Annotated in this window: 19 protein-coding genes; 10 read left to right on the top strand and 9 right to left on the bottom strand. The window is 71.6% G+C overall.

Going from position 1 to position 16,828, the window contains the following annotated elements; translation table 11 throughout:
* Window positions 1-19 precede the first annotated feature (19 nt).
* Both VM889_11110 and VM889_11105 read right to left on the bottom strand, forming a co-directional pair.
* Entirely contained in the window at window positions 20-1,129 is a 1,110-nt protein-coding gene (locus VM889_11110; protein HVL49097.1) for a hypothetical protein, read from the bottom strand.
* A gap of 40 nt (window positions 1,130-1,169) precedes the next feature.
* Window positions 1,170-2,105, bottom strand: coding sequence for a DNA double-strand break repair nuclease NurA (locus VM889_11105; GenBank protein ID HVL49096.1), 936 nt, complete (start codon window positions 2,103-2,105; stop codon window positions 1,170-1,172).
* A 105-nt stretch (window positions 2,106-2,210) separates the two neighbouring features.
* Here VM889_11105 and VM889_11100 point away from each other — a divergent pair, with 105 nt between their 5' ends.
* The gene (locus tag VM889_11100) at window positions 2,211-2,981 is read left to right on the top strand and encodes a ribonuclease H-like domain-containing protein (GenBank protein HVL49095.1); all 771 of its coding nucleotides are present in this window, start codon (window positions 2,211-2,213) and stop codon (window positions 2,979-2,981) included.
* On the opposite strand, the gene VM889_11095 is transcribed toward VM889_11100, so the two are convergent.
* On the bottom strand, window positions 2,974-3,681 hold the full coding sequence (locus VM889_11095; GenBank protein ID HVL49094.1) for a glycerophosphodiester phosphodiesterase: 708 nt from the start codon (window positions 3,679-3,681) through the stop codon (window positions 2,974-2,976). The two genes, VM889_11100 and VM889_11095, sit on opposite strands and share 8 nt — an antisense overlap.
* A 93-nt stretch (window positions 3,682-3,774) precedes the next feature.
* Between VM889_11095 and VM889_11090 the strand changes: the two genes are divergently transcribed.
* Genes VM889_11090 through VM889_11075 form a run of 4 tightly spaced genes read left to right on the top strand, consistent with a single transcriptional unit; the run spans window position 3,775 to window position 7,943 of the window.
* Window positions 3,775-4,974, top strand: coding sequence for an HD domain-containing protein (locus tag VM889_11090; protein HVL49093.1), 1,200 nt, complete (start codon window positions 3,775-3,777; stop codon window positions 4,972-4,974).
* An 8-nt stretch (window positions 4,975-4,982) separates the two neighbouring features.
* On the top strand, window positions 4,983-6,149 hold the full coding sequence (locus tag VM889_11085; protein HVL49092.1) for a site-2 protease family protein: 1,167 nt from the start codon (window positions 4,983-4,985) through the stop codon (window positions 6,147-6,149).
* 40 nt (window positions 6,150-6,189) lie between these two features.
* Window positions 6,190-7,284 (top strand): DUF373 family protein, encoded by a 1,095-nt coding sequence (locus VM889_11080; protein ID HVL49091.1) that lies wholly within the window; start codon window positions 6,190-6,192, stop codon window positions 7,282-7,284.
* Complete coding sequence (locus VM889_11075; protein HVL49090.1) at window positions 7,284-7,943, top strand: 6-hydroxymethylpterin diphosphokinase MptE-like protein; 660 nt, start codon at window positions 7,284-7,286, stop codon at window positions 7,941-7,943. The genes VM889_11080 and VM889_11075 overlap by 1 nt, the downstream gene beginning before the upstream one ends.
* Here VM889_11075 and cutA read toward each other — a convergent pair.
* Entirely contained in the window at window positions 7,909-8,247 is a 339-nt protein-coding gene (gene cutA, locus VM889_11070; protein HVL49089.1) for a divalent-cation tolerance protein CutA, read from the bottom strand. The genes VM889_11075 and cutA overlap by 35 nt on opposite strands.
* 93 nt (window positions 8,248-8,340) lie before the next feature.
* On the opposite strand from cutA, the gene VM889_11065 reads away from it, so the two are divergent.
* Window positions 8,341-9,849, top strand: coding sequence for a site-2 protease family protein (locus tag VM889_11065; protein HVL49088.1), 1,509 nt, complete (start codon window positions 8,341-8,343; stop codon window positions 9,847-9,849).
* An 85-nt stretch (window positions 9,850-9,934) separates the two neighbouring features.
* On the opposite strand, the gene VM889_11060 is transcribed toward VM889_11065, so the two are convergent.
* A complete protein-coding gene (locus VM889_11060) occupies window positions 9,935-10,264 on the bottom strand; it encodes a hypothetical protein (protein ID HVL49087.1) in 330 nt (109 codons plus the stop codon).
* A gap of 648 nt (window positions 10,265-10,912) precedes the next feature.
* On the opposite strand from VM889_11060, the gene VM889_11055 reads away from it, so the two are divergent.
* The 3 genes from VM889_11055 (at window position 10,913) to proS (ending at window position 13,612) form a co-directional block, all read left to right on the top strand.
* Entirely contained in the window at window positions 10,913-11,326 is a 414-nt protein-coding gene (locus VM889_11055; GenBank protein HVL49086.1) for a hypothetical protein, read from the top strand.
* Between the two features lie 4 nt (window positions 11,327-11,330).
* The gene (locus tag VM889_11050; GenBank protein HVL49085.1) at window positions 11,331-12,092 is read left to right on the top strand and encodes an RNA methyltransferase; all 762 of its coding nucleotides are present in this window, start codon (window positions 11,331-11,333) and stop codon (window positions 12,090-12,092) included.
* 62 nt (window positions 12,093-12,154) lie between these two features.
* A complete protein-coding gene (gene proS / locus VM889_11045) occupies window positions 12,155-13,612 on the top strand; it encodes a proline--tRNA ligase (GenBank protein ID HVL49084.1) in 1,458 nt (485 codons plus the stop codon).
* On the opposite strand, the gene VM889_11040 is transcribed toward proS, so the two are convergent.
* From VM889_11040 to VM889_11030, 3 genes are read right to left on the bottom strand one after another with little or no spacing between them, the layout of a single operon-like run.
* Window positions 13,591-14,025: an NUDIX domain-containing protein gene (locus VM889_11040; protein ID HVL49083.1), complete on the bottom strand. Its 435-nt coding sequence runs from the start codon at window positions 14,023-14,025 to the stop codon at window positions 13,591-13,593. The genes proS and VM889_11040 overlap by 22 nt on opposite strands.
* A complete protein-coding gene (locus tag VM889_11035) occupies window positions 14,015-14,482 on the bottom strand; it encodes a hypothetical protein (protein HVL49082.1) in 468 nt (155 codons plus the stop codon). The genes VM889_11040 and VM889_11035 overlap by 11 nt, the downstream gene beginning before the upstream one ends.
* 34 nt (window positions 14,483-14,516) lie before the next feature.
* Window positions 14,517-15,299: a CBS domain-containing protein gene (locus VM889_11030; protein ID HVL49081.1), complete on the bottom strand. Its 783-nt coding sequence runs from the start codon at window positions 15,297-15,299 to the stop codon at window positions 14,517-14,519.
* Window positions 15,300-15,421: 122 nt separating this feature from the next.
* Between VM889_11030 and VM889_11025 the strand changes: the two genes are divergently transcribed.
* Window positions 15,422-15,934: a Holliday junction resolvase gene (locus VM889_11025; protein HVL49080.1), complete on the top strand. Its 513-nt coding sequence runs from the start codon at window positions 15,422-15,424 to the stop codon at window positions 15,932-15,934.
* Between the two features lie 254 nt (window positions 15,935-16,188).
* On the opposite strand, the gene VM889_11020 is transcribed toward VM889_11025, so the two are convergent.
* Window positions 16,189-16,828: helix-hairpin-helix domain-containing protein (locus VM889_11020; protein HVL49079.1), on the bottom strand; the 640-nt coding region annotated here is incomplete at its 5' end.

Below are 16,828 nucleotides of genomic sequence, written 5' to 3'. Positions count from 1 at the left end.
TGTCCCCAGGCGACCGAAGCTACGGGACGCGCAGGCGGTCGGCGACGGCGCCGTCCGCGTCGCGCCAGAGGACGTACGCGCCGCCCGCCCACGCGTCGCGGAGGGCGAGATGACGGACGACGCTTTCCGCGGCCGCGCTCGTCGTGAAGGAGAGGAGGTCGCGCGCGTCGAGGAGCGACGCGCGTCCCTCGTCCGTGAACGCGAGCATGCCGGCCTCGCCCGCGACCGACCCGGTGCCGTTCGCGAGGGGAAGCGCAAGGACTTCCCGGTCGCCTTCGAGGACGACGAGCGTGAGATCGTCGAGGCGACCGTCCATCCAGGCGTCTTCCGCGACAAGCACCTGGAGGTCGCCCGGCGAGGTGGAGTGGAGGACCGGAACGGCGAGGGGCGCGCGCGGCGCGGCGTGGGGCGCCGGCAATTCCTCGGTGCCGTCGCCGACGAGGATGTCGACGAGCAGGTGCCGGACGGGGCTCGGCGAGGAGAGGTTGACGCGGTTCTCGAGGCGGACGATGCGGTCGTCCTCGAACCACGCCTGCCCGCGGCTCTTCGTCCCCACGACCCCGAAGAAGGTCGGCGCCACCGAGCGCCACTCGAGGCAGTCGGTGCCGCACGGCACGATGGTGAGGCGCGAGAGGTTCTGGAGCGGATCGATCCCCGATCCGAGGAGGCCGAGGCCCCCGGCCCGGCCGAGGACGCGCGCGAGCTGCGTGGCGGGCGGCTCGGGCGTCTCGTCGCGCGCGACGGTCACGGTGCCCGACGCGTTCTGCGAGACGAGGCCCCCCGCGAGGCGGATCTCGTACCCCGCGCCAAGGCCTTCGAAGGCGGCGGGGCCGGGCGTGAAGTGGACGTGGGCGGCCGTCTCGCCGATCGCGACCTTCTGCAGGAGAACGCTCGCGCCGGAGGCGTCGGTCACCGCGAGGACGAGCGTCGTGGGGGTCGTCCACGTCGTGGGATCGAGGCCGCGCAGACCCGCCGCGAGGCGGGCCACGTGCCTCGGGTCCGACCCGAGCGCGATCGAGACGGACCCGCCGTCGCGCGTCCCGGAGGGGGTGCTCGACCCCTGGAGCGCGTCGAGGCACCCCGCGAGGGGCGCGGCCAGGACGAGCAGGGCGACGAGGACGGCGCGCACGGACGGGGGTGGTCCCGTCGGGCGATAAACCCTTCGCGGGCTACTGGCCGCGCTCGAGCTCCTCGTGGTAGTCGTGGAACGCGGCTTCCCAGGCCGCCTCGGAAAGGCCGCGCCGCGCGGCGCGGGCGCGCAGGCGCTCGACGAGGTCCTTCTGCTCCTCCTCGGTGAGGACGGCCGCGTTGTGCGCGAGCGCGAGCGGGTACGGGTACCCCGGATAGCCGGGATTCACCGAGAGCGCGGCGAGCGTCCCGAGGACGGCTTCCAAGCGACCCTCCGCGGCGGCGACGTCGACGCGGAAGACGCGGCGGCCCGCCACGTTGAGGCGCACGGCGCGCGAGAGGACGCCGGGCGCCCGCGGCGGGAGCTCGATCGCCCACGGCGCCGGGACGCCGCGGCCCACGCGCTCGGCGGCGGCAAGCGCGGGAACGCCGGAGAGCGTCGCCGTTGTGGACTTCGCGACGCCCGCGACGTCCACGCCGCGCGCGCGGGCGTCCGAAAGGAGCGCCCCGAGGAGCGCGGCGGGGGGCGCGGGCTCGCGCGGCGCAAGCGGCCCGTCGAGGAGGAGCAGATCGCCCGCCTCGAGCCCCGCAAGAGCGCCCCGGGCGGCCTCGAACTCGGCGAGCGCGCGCAGCGCCTCGAGCGCTCGGGCCCCTTCGACCTCGACCTTGGGCGCGGGCGCGCCGAGGGCCGCGAGCCGCGTCTCCACGAGCGCGGGCGCGGTGACGCCGTCGAGGAGCGCGACCTCGGGGACGATCGCGGGCGGCCGCTCGGGGACGCCCCGCTCGATGCGGACGACGGCGGCCCGCCACGCGCCCACCGCGAGGCGTCCCGATTCGAGGAGGAGCGCGTGGCTCCCGTCGACGGCCGCGACGCGGCGCGGGACGTCGCCCGGGACGAACGTCGCGACGGGAACGTCGCGGACGGGCCGCTCGAGAAGGAGGCGCGCGAGGCGTTCGGCCGTGACGTCGAGGCTCACGCGCCGCGATGGTCGCGGGGGGTCATGGATGTCGCGCCCGGCCGGCCGGTACTTTCGCCGCGGCCGCGCGGGGGTTCAAGACGGTTGGACGCGCATGCGCGCGCGGTGCTCGAGCACTCCTTCTCCTTCCTCGCCGGCATCGGGGCCGCGCGCGAGCGGCGGCTCTGGACGGACGGCCTCCTCACGTGGGAGGACTACCGCGCGGCGCGGCGCGTGCGCGGCATCGGCGCGGTCGCGAAGGCGCAGCACGACGCCGTGCTCGCCGTTGCGCGCGCCGCGCTCCCGCGCGACCCCGCGTTCTTCGCGCGCGTCCTCCCGCTCGCCGAGCACTGGCGCGCGTTCGAGGCCTTCGGCGCGGACGCGGCCTACGTGGACATCGAGACGGCGCAGGACGGCGGGGTCACCGTCGTGGGCGTCCACCGCCGCGGGCGGACGACGCTCCTCGTGCGCGGCCGCGACCTCACGGCCGACGCCGTGGGCGCGGCGCTCGCGGGCGCGACGATGCTCGTCACGTTTAACGGCGCGAGCTTCGACCTCCCTGTCCTTACGCGCGCGGGTTGCGCGATGCCCGCCGTGCCGCACCTCGACCTCATGCACGCGCTCCGCAAGCTCGGCCTGCGCGGCGGCCTCAAGTCCATCGAGCGGCAGCTCGGCCTCGCGCGCGACGACGCCCTCGACGGCCTCTCGGGCTACGACGCGCTCATCTTGTGGGCGCGCCACGAGCGCGGCGAGCGCGGCGCGCTCGACACGCTCCTCGCCTACAACCGCGCCGACGTCGAGAACATGGTGCCGCTTGCGGCGTACGCGGCGCGGCACCTGCGCGACGCCACCGTCGCGCCGCACCTCTCGCGGCGGTCGCTCGCGGCCTTCACCTGAGGGCGTCGCGGATGCGCCGCGGCTCGTCCGTGATGACGCCGTGCGCGCCGAGCGCGAGCGCGTCGCGCGCGACCGCCGGATCGTTCACGGTCCACACGTAGAGGAGCGCGCCCGCGTTGAGCGCGGCCATCGCCGTCTCGGCCGTGAGGTCTACCGCGGGCGGGAGGAGGGCGTCGAAGCTCGCCGCGGCGAGGGCGGCTTCCTCGGGCCCGGGCGCGGCCCCCACGAGGAGGCCCGCGAGGCCCCCCGTCTCGCGCCAGGCGGCGCACGCGAAGGGGTCGAAGCTCGTGACGAGCACGTCATCGAGGACGCCCGCGCGACGCGCGGCCTCGTGGACGGCGCGCACGAGGCCCGGCTGCTCCGCGTCCCAGCTCTTGAGCTCCACGTCGAAGAGCGCGCGCCCCTTGTAGCGGTCGAAGACCGCGGCGAGCGTCGGGACGGGCGCGTCGTCGATCCGGTACGCTTCGATCTCGCGGGCCGTGAGGAGGTCCACGAGGCCCGCCTTCCCGGTCGTCCGGAGGAGGTCGCGGTCGTGCATCACGACGGGCACGCCGTCCCGCGTGAGGCGCACGTCGAGCTCGAACCCGTCGGCGCCCTCGTCGAGGGCGAGGTCGAACGCGGCGAAGGAGTTCTCGGGCGCGGCGTGGCTCGCGCCGCGGTGCGCGAGGATGAGCGGCGGTCGGGTCCGCCAGGCGTTCACGCCCCCCGCATGGCGCGGCCGCCCTAAAGGCTCTCCCCGAGGCCGCAAAGGAAGGAGAGCCCTTAAGGGAGGGCGCGGGCGTCCGCGGGGGCGTTGAAGAAGATCCGTGACCCGATCCACAACTACATCGAGGTCGACGATGCGGCCCTCGCCGTCATCAACACGCCGCGCTTCCAGCGCCTGCGCCGCGTCCACCAGCTCGGCACGGCGAACCTCGTGTACCCCGGCGCGAACCACAGCCGCTTCGAGCACAGCCTCGGCGCGTATCACCTCGCGCGCCTCGCGGGCCGCGCCCTCGGCGTCCCCGCCGACGAGGCGCTCGACCTCGCGCTCGCCGCGCTCCTGCACGACGTCGGTCACGGACCGCTATCCCATCTCACGGACCGGATATTGCGCGAGAGCTTCGGGCACGAGCACGTCGGCATCTCCCGCGCCCTCGTCCTCGGCGAGCCTTTCCGCGACGCGCTCGCGGCGCGCGGCGCGGATCCCGTGCGCGTCGCCGACCTCCTCGTCGGCAAGGGTCGCCTCGGGGAGCTCATCGCGGGCGCGATCGACGTCGACCGCATGGACTACCTCGTGCGCGACGGCCACTACACGGGCGTCAACATCGGCGTCGACCTCCACCGCCTCGTGCACGAGTTCCGCCTCACGCGCGACGGCCTCGCGCTCCACGTCTCGGGCCTCGCGGCCGCCGAGATGCTCCTCACGACGCGCTTCATGATGTACACGACCGTGTACTTCCACCCGACCTGCCGCATCGCGGAAGGCATGCAGGAGCGCGCGCTCATGCTTGCGGTCGAAGCGGGCGAGATCGAACCCCGCGCGCTCCCGACGCTCGACGACGCCGAGGTGCTCGTCGCGCTCCGTCGCTCGGCGACGCCCGCGCGCGGGCTCCAGGAAGCGCTCGACCGGCGCGACCTCATGAAGCTCGCATCCGCGTTCGCGGCGGACGAGATCGCGCCCGAGGCGCTCGGGCCCCTCGTCGACCATCCGGCGGCCGCGGCGCGCGCCGAGGCCGCCATCGCGTCGCGGGCGGGCGTCCCTCCCCATGCGGTCATCGTGGACGCCGCCGAGCCGCCCGTCGCCGCGCCCCCCGACGTGCGCGTCGTGGACGACGACGGGAACGTGACGTCGCTCGCGGACGCGAGCCATCTCGTCGCGCACCTCGGCGAGGCGCAGCGGGACCACTGGCGTCTAAGGGTCTTCGCGTGGGCGGCGGACCGCCCGCGCGTGGCGCGCGCCGCGCGCGACGTCCTCGCCCGAGGCCAAGGCTTAAAAGCGGGAAGCCTGTAGGCGACGCCGTGGACGAACCCGCGGGCACCTCGGTCCGGAGCGTCGCCGACATCCGGCGCGTCGTCGAAGTGCGCTTTCCCGTCTACGACATGCGCTTCGACGAGCACGTCGTCCACCTCTACGTGACGCCCGACCCCGCGACGCTCGAGGCGCAGTTCTCGGCGCTCAAGGACGACCTCAAGCGCGTCGGTCTCGTCCCGCTTCTGCGCTACGAGGGCGGCGAGCACTCCATCTACGTCGTCCACAAGCCGCAGCGCCGCTTCCGCTCGACGCGCGTGAACCTCGTCCTCTTCGTCCTGACGTGGATCACGACGACCCTCGCGGGCGCCATCATCCACCTCGGCTACACGCATCCCGGCCTCGAGGTCGGGTATTGGGAGCGCTGGGCGCTCGCCGTCTCCGCGCCGCATCTCGTCGGCGGGTTCCTCACGTTCGCGCTCCCGCTCATGCTCATCCTCACCGTCCACGAGATGGGGCACTACGTCCTCTCGCGCCGGCACGGCATGGAGGCGTCGCTCCCGTTCTTCATCCCCCTCCCCCCGATCCTCTCGGGGGGCCTCCCCCTCGGTACGCTCGGCGCCTTCATCAGCATGCGCGAGCCCATGCCGAACCGCAAGGCGCTCCTCGACATCGGCATCGCGGGCCCCATCGCGGGCTTCATCGTCGCGATCCCGGTCCTCGTCGTGGGCATGCTCCTCATGCAGGCGCACCCCGTCCACATCGACGCCGAGCCGGGGTCCGTCGCGCGCCTCGGCACCCCGCTCATCTACGACCTCCTCGCGGCGCCCTTCGGCTTCCCCGAGACGCAGCTTGCGACCCCCACGGTCCTTGCGGGCTGGGTGGGCCTCTTCGTGACGGCGATCAACCTCTTCCCCGCGGGGCAGCTCGACGGGGGCCACGTCGCCTCCGCGCTCCTCGGCGACCGCGCGCGCTTCCTCTCCTACGCGACCGTCGCCCTCCTCGTCGTGCTCGGCCTCTTCGGCCTCCCCTTCCTCGGGATCGCGCCCTACGACGGGTGGCTCATGTTCGCGCTTGTCATCGCCTTCCTCGGCATCAACCACCCGCCCACGCTCGACTCCGTGAGCGGTGTCGACCGGACGCGCGTCTTCTACGGCGCCGTCGGGGTCGCGATGTTCGTCCTGTGCTTCACGCCCGTCCCGTTCTCGACCGGCTGAGGATGATTTTTAAGCACGGCGGAGCGATAGGGAACCGGGCATGACCCTCCTCGTCCTCTCGATCGACCGCGACAACGACTTCGGCGAGAAGGCCGGGGTCGCAAGCCCCATCGTGGGGCGCGCCGCGAATCTCGCCGCCGCGACCGCGCTCGCGCTCGCCGACCCCGAGGACTCGGACGCGAACTCGCTCTTCGCGGCCGTGAAGCTGCATGACGAGCTCGTCTCGGAGGGCGAAGACGTCGCGATCGCGACGGTGTGCGGCGACCGCCGCGTCGGGCCCGTCTCCGACCGCCGCATCGCGCGCGACCTCGACCACGTGATCGCCGCGACGAAGGCCGACCGCGCGATCCTCGTGACGGACGGCGCGGAGGACGAGTATCTCCTCCCCGTCGTGACGAGCCGCGTCCGCGTCGATGCCGTCCGCCGCGTGATCGTGAAGCAGGCCGCGGATCTCGAATCCACGTACTACATCATCAAGAAGGCGCTCGACGACGAGAAGCTGCAGCGCACGCTCGTCATGCCGATCGCCCTCGGCCTCTTCATGTACGGCATCTTCGCCGTGACGGGCAACGCGGAGAAGGGTTTCGGCGCGATCGCGATGACGGTCGGCGTCTACTTCCTCGTCAAGGTCTCGCACATGGTCGCCGTCGCGCGGCGCCTCCTCGCGGACACGTACGCCGGCCTCACGGGAGGCCGCATCACGCTCTTCGCGGGCATCCTCGCGATCCTCGTCCTCCTCCTCGGCGCGATCCTCTCCGCGCGCATGATCTACGAGCTGCGCGACCAGGTGGTGTGGTCGCTGCTTGCGGTCCGCGCCATCGAAGGGCTCGCGCCCTTCGCGGTCGCGGCGAGCCTCATCGCGATCGGAGGCAAGGTCGCGGACGTCTACGTCCGCGAACGCGTGGTGCTCTGGAACTACCTCACGCTCCCTTTCAGCGTCGTCGCGGTGGGCCTCATCCTGCACGCATCGCTCGCGGTCAGCGAGAACGCGCTTCTCGGCGTCGACAACGCGGTCGGCCTCGACGAGCTCGCGGCCCTTGCCGCGGGCTTCGGCTTCGCGCTCATCGGGGCCGTCACGAACGCGTACGTGAAGGAGCGCCACCCCTCCGCGGTCCGCGCCGAGAGGCCCGGCTGATGGACTGGAACCGGTGGGCCCCCCGCTATCGCGCGATCCTCGCCGACTTCGGATGGCGGGAAGCCGACGACGAGGCCGCGCGCGACCTTCTCGCGTCGCTACTCCCCTCCCCGCCGCCGCCCCTCGACCGCCTCGCGTTCCTCGAGGGCGCCGACGTCACCGTCCTCGGCGCGGGGGCGAGCCTCGAGCGCGCCGCGCCGCCGCGCGGCCCCGTGGTCGCCGCCGATTCGGCCGTCGCGCGCGCCCTCGCCCGCGGGTTCCGCATCGACGCCGTCGTCACGGACCTCGACGGCGACGTCGACGCGCAGCGCGACCTCAACGCGAAGGGCGTTCCGCTCGTCGTCCACGCCCACGCGGACAACCGCGCGGCCCTCGAAGCCTGGGTGCCGCGCTTTCCGGGACCCGTGGTCGGAACGTGCCAGTGCGCGCCCCTCGGAAACGTCCTGAACTTCGGCGGCTTCACGGACGGCGACCGCGCCTGCTTCCTCGCGGAGGCCCTCGGCGCGCGCCGCATCCTGCTTGCGGGCTTCGACTGGGACGCCCCCGCCCCGGACGCGGCCAAGGCCGCGCGAGGACCCGCCAAGGCCGCGAAGCTCGCCTGGGCGCGTCGACTCCTCGCGGACCTCACGGTTCCGGTCGCGGACGCGCCTCGGACCTGACCCAATCGAGGTAGGCGGCGTTCCCGCCGACGACCGGCCACACGGCCACGCACGGGACGTCGTACGAGGACGCGGCGCGCACCGTCGCGGCGAGCGCGTCCACCCGGTCGCGGCGCGTCTTGAACACGACCGCGGCCTCCCGCGCCTCCTCGAGCCGACCGTCCCACCAGTAGAGGGACTCCACGGCGGGCACCACGTTCGCGCACGCGGCGAGGCGCGGCGCGAGCACGGCGCGGGCGAGGGCGCGCGCCTCCTCCGGGGAAGCGGCCGTGACGTAGACGGAGACGACGTCGTCGTCCTGCATGATCCGCGCATGGCGGCGGCGCGGCTTGAGATGTGGGGGTCGCGCCCCCCCTTCGGCCAAGGCTTTTTAGGGACGGGGGGTTAACACGGCCCGTTGAACGGCGTTCTCGTCTTCGGCATCCTTCTTGCCGCGTACCTCTTCCTCGCGTACCGCCTCGCGAAGCGCAAGACGAGCGAACCCCCCTCGTCCGTCACGGGATCCGGCTTCGATCTTGCCGGACCGCTCATCCTGTGGCGCACCCAGTCGGGCAAGCGTCTCATCGACCGCATCGCGAAGGCGCGCGGGCTCTGGCGCTTCTTCGGCGACGTCGCCATCTACGTCACCTGGGTCGCGGGCCTTCTCGTCCTCGCGCTCCTCCTCTACCAGCTCTACCTGTTCGTCACCGTTCCGAAGCTCGTCGTGGACACGGCGCCTCCGCCTCAATTCCTCATCGGGCTTCCCGGCGTCAATCCGCTCATTCCCATCTGGTACGGCATCTTCGGCCTCCTCGTGGCGCTCGTCGTGCACGAAGGGTGCCACGGCATCCTGGCGCGGGCCCAGAACATCGGCGTGAAGAGCCTCGGCCTCGTCTTCTTCATCGTCCCCATCGGCGCGTTCGTCGAGCCCGACGAACGCGACCTCGAGCCCGCGTCCGCGCGCGCGAAGAACCGCGTCTTCGCGGCAGGGCCCATGTCGAACCTCGTTCTCGCGCTCGTGGCGGGCAGCCTCTTCAGCATGGCCTTCGTCGGGTCCATGGCCGTCGTGAACGACGGCGAGGGCGTCGGCGTCGCCGCGACCATCCCCGACTCCCCCGCCGCGGCCGCGGGGATCCGCGCGGGCGACGTCCTCGTGAAGCTCGACGGCACGGCCGTCACGGACCAGCCGAGCTTCACGCAGGTGCTCAACCGGACGCGCGCCGGTCAACAGGTCTCCGTCGAGCTCATCCGCGACGGCAAGCACGTGTTCACGAGCGTCGTCCTCGCGGACAAGTACGAGTACATCCAATCGCAGGACCCGTCCCTGAACAAGGCCGAATACAAGGGGAAGGGCTTCATCGGCGTTTCGAGCTTCGACCTCGGGATCGCCGAACGCGTCCACAGCCGCCTCGAGGCGCCTTTCCAGGACGGCCTCGGGAGCTTCGACCCGGGCCGCGGCGCGTTCATCGTCTACATCAGTTACCCGTTCTTCGTCCTCCTCACGGGCGTCGACGTCCTGAACGCGCCCTACACGAGCTTCTTCGTCGTGGAGGGCCCCCTCGCGGGCATGCCCGCCTGGGCGTTCTTCATGGTCGCGAACGCGCTCTACTGGCTCTTCTGGCTGAACCTGATGCTCGGCACGTTCAACGCCCTTCCCGCCGGTCCCCTCGACGGCGGGCAGATGCTCAGGACGACGCTCCGCGAATGGAGCTACCGGCTCTTCCGCGTGGACCGCGCGCGCATCCTCGTGAACCCGAGCCCCGCGCCCGGCGCGATGCCCCTTTCGGGCGCCGACCCCGAGACGCAGGCGCGCCTCGACCGCGCGCTCGCGTTCACGAAGCGCATCACGATGACGGTCGGGTTCTTCATCCTGGGCCTCATCCTCCTGCCCATCATCGGACCGAACGTGGTCAAGCTGCTCACGTGAGGAACGAAAAACCCGGGCGGCGGCCGGGAGAAAAGGAACGCCCGGACCCTCCTCGGAGGGTCCGGGGGGACAACGCGCGCAAGCGTCAGAAGGTCATCTTGTCGAGACCGCGCTCCTGGTAGAGCGTGGTCAGCTCCTTCCAGCGCCCGTCGGGCGCGGGCTGGAACTTCTGGTTCGTGACCTGGAAGAACTGGAAGTTCTGGGGCGCGAACGACTTGTGGCCCACGAAGGGGTTGTGGTTCAGCATGCCCCAGAGCGCGGTCGAGCCGCGGTTGTCCGGACCCACCCAGTCCGGGCGGACGTCGCGCTTCGTGTACACGAGCGCCGTGTCCGGGTTCTTGTAGCTGATCGTGACGAGGCGGTGCTCCACAGCCGCCTTGATCCAGGCGTCCTCGAGCGTCATTGGCATAGGCATCCCGGAGGACGAAAAGCGGGCGCGCCTATATGGCCGTTGCTAAATGCATTGCGGCCGCCTCGAGGGCGAGGCACCGCCGACGGTCGAGCGTGACCGCGTGGGGGCGCCGGGGTGCCGGGACCGGGCGCCGGTCCGGGACCGGGCGCCGGGTCCGGGACCGGGCGCCGGGGACCGGGCCTCGGGAGCCGGGTGTCGGGTGTCGGGACCGGGCTTCGGGACCGGGTGTCGGGCGTCGGGATTCGGGACCGGGCTTCGGGTCCGGGTCCGGGTCCGGGTCCGGGACCGGGTCCGGGACCGGGACCGCGTCCGGTGCGCGCGCCCGGTCCCAAGGTTGGGCATCGCGAGAGGCACTCCCGCGCGGCCCCCACGCCTCCCGCGAAAGGCGCGGGTAGGGAAACGTGGGTTCGAGAATCAAACGCGGGTCCGGATGGGGGTCCAGGGGGCGGCAGCCCCCTGGCGCTGGGGAGAGCGTCCAGAAAGGGGCGCGCGCAGCGCCCCCTCCCCGGCACAAAGTGGCATGCGCCGAGGGTCGCGCGCGAGCGCGGCCCGAGGTGTGAAACGCATGCCACGGAGCGCGCCGCTGGAGGCCCCAAACCGCCCCCACCGAAACCCATAATTAAGGAGGTCCCGCTTCCAGCGTCCGGTCCCATGGCGAAGTTCACGAAGAATCACATGCTGGAGATCGGCCTCGCGCTGACGGTCGTCGGCCTCCTCCTCACCGTCGTGAGCTGGTCCTGGGCATGGGACGTGGGCGACGCGCGGACCGGATGGCTCGCGTCGTATGAGCCGCTTGCGAACTTCCACGACCTCGAGGACGGGGATTACAACCTCATCCCGATGATCGTGGGCCCGATCGTGCTCATCATGGGCCTCTTCTACGCGGGCGAGCAGCTCGTCCTGCGGCGCCGCTTCGAGCGCCTCATGGAAGTCAAGAAGAAAGGCGACTTCCTTTCGAACCTGCGCGACATCGAGGCGCTCGCGAAGCGCCTTCCCGACGGCTACCGCGCCCGCGTGCGCGAGCGCGAAGCCGAGATGAAGTCCCAGTCGCGGCGCAGCACCTGAGACGATGCCGCTCCACGTCGTTCTCGTCGAGCCCCAGTATCCCGGCAACGTGGGCGCGGTCGCCCGCGTGATGCTGAACTTCGGCGTCGACAAGCTCGTCCTCGTCAAGCCGTGCCCGATCGACAACGAGGCCCGCGATCGCGCGGTGCACGCGCAGCGCGTCCTCGACGGGGCCGTGATCGCTGACTCCTTCGGGGACGTCGCGAAGCGGATGGATTTCATCGCCGCGTTCGCGGCGCGCTCGTTCGCGAAGGACCGGAGCCACCTCCGGAATCCGGTCTACCTGCGCGAGTTCGCCCCGAAGCTCCGCGCGATCGAGGGGAACGTCGCGCTCGTGTTCGGACGCGAGGACGACGGCCTCTCGAACGAGGAGGTCGCGCTCGCGGACGTCGTGATGCAGATCCCGACGTCCCCCGCCTACAAGTCGATGAACCTCAGCCACGCGGTCGGGGTCGCGATGTACGAGCTGTTCTCGACCGATTTCGCGGCCGCGAACGTGCCGCCCGCGAGCGAGGCCGAGAAGGCCGTGCTGTTCAAGGCCTTCGCGGCGGTGCTCGACGCGATCGGGCTACCCGAGCACCGCAAGATCCACACGGAGACCATGTTCCGGCGCGTCATCGGGCGCGCGGTCCTCTCGAAGTGGGAATACCACCGGCTCATGGGCGTGCAGGCGGGGACCCTCAAGCGGCTCAAGAAGTGGCCCGTGAAGGATCTCGCGGATTGGGCCGAGCCCGACGACGCGGGCGACCCCGAGGAGCCCCGGTAGGGACTTCCGCCCGCAAAGAAACCTTTTTCACGCTGCGGCCTCTCCGAGCCCCGGGCGAACCGATGGGCAAGTCCGACAACTTCAGCGAGTGGTACAACGACATCGTGGAGAAGGCGGACCTCATCGACAAGCGCTATCCCATCAAGGGTCTCGACGTGTGGCGCCCGTACGGCCTCGCCGCGATGCGCGCGATCGACCGCTTCATCCACGAGGAGATGCAGCGCACGAAGCACGACGAGGTCGAATTCCCGCTCTTCATCCCCAAGACGGAGTTCCAGAAGGAAGCGGACCAGATCAAGGGCTTCGGGAGCGAGGTCTACTGGGTGACGCACGGCGGCGACAACGAGCTGGACATCCCGCTCGTCGTCCGCCCGACGAGCGAGACCGCGATGTATCCCATGTTCGCGCTCTGGGTCCGCAGCCACAAGGACCTCCCGCTCAAGATCTACCAGATCGTGAACGTCTTCCGGTACGAGACGAAGCAGACGCGCTCGTTCATGCGCGTGCGCCAGATCCACTTCTTCGAGGCGCACACCGCGCACGTGGATTACGAGGACGCGGAGCGGCAGATCCACGAGGACCTCGAGATCTGGGCGCGCCTCGCCGAGAAGCTCTGCCTTCCGTATATGCTGAACCGTCGCCCGGAGTGGGACAAGTTCCCGGGCGCGTTCTACTCGATCGGCGCGGACGCGCTCCTGCCCGAGCGCAAGACGCTCCAGATCGCGACGTTCCACCACTACAAGGACAACTTCGCGAAGCCGTACGACATCAAGTACGAAAGCGAATCCGGCGAGCACGTGTTCGCGCACCAGACGACCTACGGCATGTCCGAGCGGCTCCTCGGCGCGATCATCAGCGTGCACGGCGACGACAAGGGCCTCATGCTTCCGCCCGGGGTCGCCCCCATCCAGGCCGTCATCGTCCCCATCCTGTTCAAGGGCAAGGAGGCCGGCGTCGTCGAGGCCGCGCGCGAAGTCGCCGCGACGCTTTCGGGCGCGGGCATCCGCGTGCACGTCGACGATCGCGAGGAGACGGCCGGCTTCAAGTACAACGATTGGGAGATGAAGGGCGTTCCCCTTCGCGTCGAGATCGGGCCGCGGGACGTCGACAAGAAGCAGGCGGTCGTCGTCCGTCGCGACTCCGGCGAGAAGGCGTTCGTCGCGTGGGCCGATCTGCCGTCGAGGATCCCCTCGCTCCTCGGGGACGTCGCCGAGGGCATGACGCGCCGCGCGCGCCAGCTCCTCGAGGAGAACGTCAAACAGGCGGGCGACGCGCTCGAGGCGCGCGACCATGTGGGGGTCGCGCGCGTCGGATGGTGCGGCGCCGAGGCGTGCGGCGAGGCCATCGAGGAGACGTCCGGCAAGACGGTCCTCGGCGTGCCGGTCGACGTCGCGTTCGGCGCGGCCTTCGCGGAGGATGCGCGATCGACGCTCGTCCTGCCGAACCGTGGCTACAAGGGCGCCTGCGCGCACTGCGGGAAGCCCACCGAGACGCCGGTCTACGTTTCCAAGACGTACTGAAGCGCGCGACGTGTCGCCTCCTTCTGGTGGGCGAACGGGTAGCGGGCAATCGCCTCCTCGGGCGTGAGCCACGCGTAGGCTTCGTGCTCGCGCGAGAGCTCGACGTCGCGCGAGGCCGCCTCGAGGACGAACACGCGCTCCTCGACGGGACGCCCGGCGTGGCGGCCCTTCTCGGGGGTGAACCGGAGCGTCAGGCCGAGGTCGTGCAGGCGGCCTTCGAGGCCCGTCTCCTCGAGCACCTCGCGGGGCGCGGCGTCGGCCTCGCGTTCGCCGTCGTCGACGTTCCCGGTGACCGGCTGCCAGGCGCCCGCCGCGGCGGTAGGGTCCTTCTCGGGGCGCTTGAGCGCGAGGACCGCGAGCGGGGCGCGCGCGACCACGATGACGACGACCTTCCGGCGCGGCTCAGAGCTCAACCTGGCGGGACCCCCGGAAGACGGCCTGCTTGGCGCGGCGCTCGAGCTTCGCGTGGAACACGTAGCGGTGCGGCTCGCGAAGGTCGCGGCCCGTCCACCACGCGCAGCGCGTGCACCGGTAGCCGAGCGCCGTCGTCGCGCCGGCAAGGGTCCGGTTCGACGTGCGCGCGAGCTTCGAGCGACACACGGGGCACGCGGCGAGGTCGCCCGTGACGCCCTTGATGCGGGCCTTGATCTCCGCGTTCACGAGGCCGCTCCTCAGGACGAGGGTCCGCACGCGGGCGGGGCCGACCGCGAAGGCCGGGTCCTGGCGCTTGAGCTCCCGCACCACGAGCTCCCAGAGCCGCCGCTGGCTCTCGACGGTGCCGCGCGCGAGGAGGACCTTCACGGCGGCCGCGACGACGGCCTCGTCGGTCGGTCGCCGACGGGTGGGCTGATCGGGCGCATCCGCGCTCACGTGGCTGGATTCGCCGTTCCCCCCCATGAATCCGTCAGGTCTCGACGAGGCCCAGCAGGTCGCTGCGGGTCACGAGCCCCGCGATCTTCCCCGCGGGCGCGATGACGGGGAGCGCGCCGACGTCCTTCGCGCGCATGAGCCGGGCGGCCTCGTTCGCGGGCATGTCGGGCGTCGCGGTCGTCACGTTCCTCACCATGATCTCGTCCACGAGGAAGGCCTTGAGCTGCGCGTGCTGGCGGTTCACGGGGACCGAGTCCTTGAAGCGGGCGAGCCCGATCGCGATGTCCATTTCCGAGAGGATGCCGACGAGCCGCCCGCCGAGGAGCACCGGGAGGTGCTCGATCTCGTGGTCGAGCATGAGGCGTCGGGCGTGGATCACGCGCTCGCCGGGCTCGACCGCGTGGAGCTGCGAGATCATGATCGCGCTCAGCGGCTTCGTCGCCTCGACGAGCGGGAGGAGATCGCTCTTGGTGACGACGCCCACGAGCGAGCGGTCGTGGACGACGGGGAGGAGGCCGAGACCGTTCTCGCGGAACACGTCCACCGCGTCCTCGACGTCGGCGTCGGGGTTGATCGTGAGGGGGTTCCGCCGCATCGCGGAGGAGACGTGCAGGCTGTTCGCGGTCGTCGCCTTGTTGCGGATCGCGCCCAGCTCGTCCACGACGTCGCCGTCCGTGACGACGCCCACGAGGCCGCCGCGTTCGACCACGGGCACCTTCGAGATGCGGTGCTTCTCCATGAGCGAGACCACGCGTTCGAGCTTCTCGTCCTTGTCGACGGTCACCACGTCGCGGGTCATGATCTCCTTGACTTTCATCGAGGCAACTCCCTGGGCCCGCGATCGTATGCGCGAGGAAGGCGCTTAAGGGTTCACGCGCGGATCCACTTTTGGCGAGCCCTTCGATACGCTCATGAGGGCCCGCCGGCCTTGGCGCGGCCGTGAGCAGCGCGTACGAGCGGGAGCTCAAGGGCATCCTCGGCGGCGACGCGGACGTGATCGGCAAGGCCGCGCGCACGTTCCCCACGTCCGAGCAGACGGGCTACCGCGCGGCCGTCGAGCGCCCGTTCCTCGTCGTGCGGGGCGCGGGCTCGCTCGGCGTCGACCTCGTGGCGCTGCGCGGCGACGTGTCCTTCCCGATCGAGGTCAAATCGGCCTCGCGGGACGTGATCCATTTCAGCGACGCGTCGGGCGCGAACCATGCGCAGGCCGAGGCGATGCGGAAGGAGTGCGCGCGCGCCTCCGTCATCCCGCTCTATGCCTACAGGCTCAAAGGCGTGCGGGGAGGCGACCCATGGCGCGTGTTCACGCTGCCCACGGAGGGGTTGCCCCCCCGCCTCTCCGTGCTCTACGATCGGCTCCCGAAGGTCGCGGTCTCCCCCGGCGGATTCTACGTCCTGCGCTGGAGCGAAGGGCTGAGCCTCTCACGTTTCCTGGATTACCTCTGCCGATGAAATGACGGAGGGGTAGAAGAGGGACGGAGCAGGGAATCGCATCATGGAGGATACTTGTTAGCGGCGGTTGAAAGTCAACCGTTTATTCCCTGCTCCGTACCGGACGTGGGCCTACGATGTATATGAATGTTCGGTCGAGACTCGACGGGCGCCTGGCCCCCTCATCGACGGACGCCGCATCCGGCGGGAAGGGGGTTTCGGCCGACGCCTGAAATTCCGGATGGATGACGATTGCGGGATCCGAGGGCCGGGGGTCAGCTCCGCGCGGCGGCCTGCCACCGTCGCACGTCGAAGTCGGTCACGGCCGGCACCTCGCCGAGGCGGCCCGCCGCGCCGAGGTGGGCATTGAGCCGCGTCACGAGATCCCCCGCGTCGGCCGCCGCGAGGTCGGCCGTGGACGCGAGACCCACGCGCGCGAGCGCCTCCGCGTGCGCGACGGACGCGCCGAGGGTGACGAAGCGCGCGACGACGCCCCACTGCTCGAGGAGCTTGATGCTGATGCCGGTCGCGTTCGCGACCTGCCACGCGTCGCGGCCGAGGAAATCCTCCACGTTCGACAGCCCGGCCTCGCGCAGGCGCGTGGCGTAGAGGGGGCCCACCCCTTCGAGCGCGTCGACGGGGGTTCCGCCCGCCGCGGGCGCGTCGTCCGGCAGGACTTCGAAGGTCTGGACGCCCTCGTCCTCGGGGACGGGCTCGAAGGGGACGACCTCCTCGATCGAGGCCGGCAGACGCTCCTCGGGCCAAAGCTCGGCCGCGCTCGGCGTTGCGGGCTCCGCGGGCGCGGGCTCGGGTTCGGGCGGGCGCCACGCGTCGTCGACGGGCGAGGAGGCCTCGACGGGAGGGTCGGCGGGGACCGCCTCGACGGCGGGCTCGGGCTCCGGGACGGGCTCGGCC

The sequence above is a fragment of the Candidatus Thermoplasmatota archaeon genome, assembly GCA_035540375.1.
Taxonomy (GTDB): Archaea; Thermoplasmatota; SW-10-69-26; order JACQPN01; family JAJPHT01; genus DATLGO01.
The sequence above is the reverse complement of the archived record's forward strand: the minus strand, read 5'-3'. Positions and strand labels throughout refer to the sequence as shown.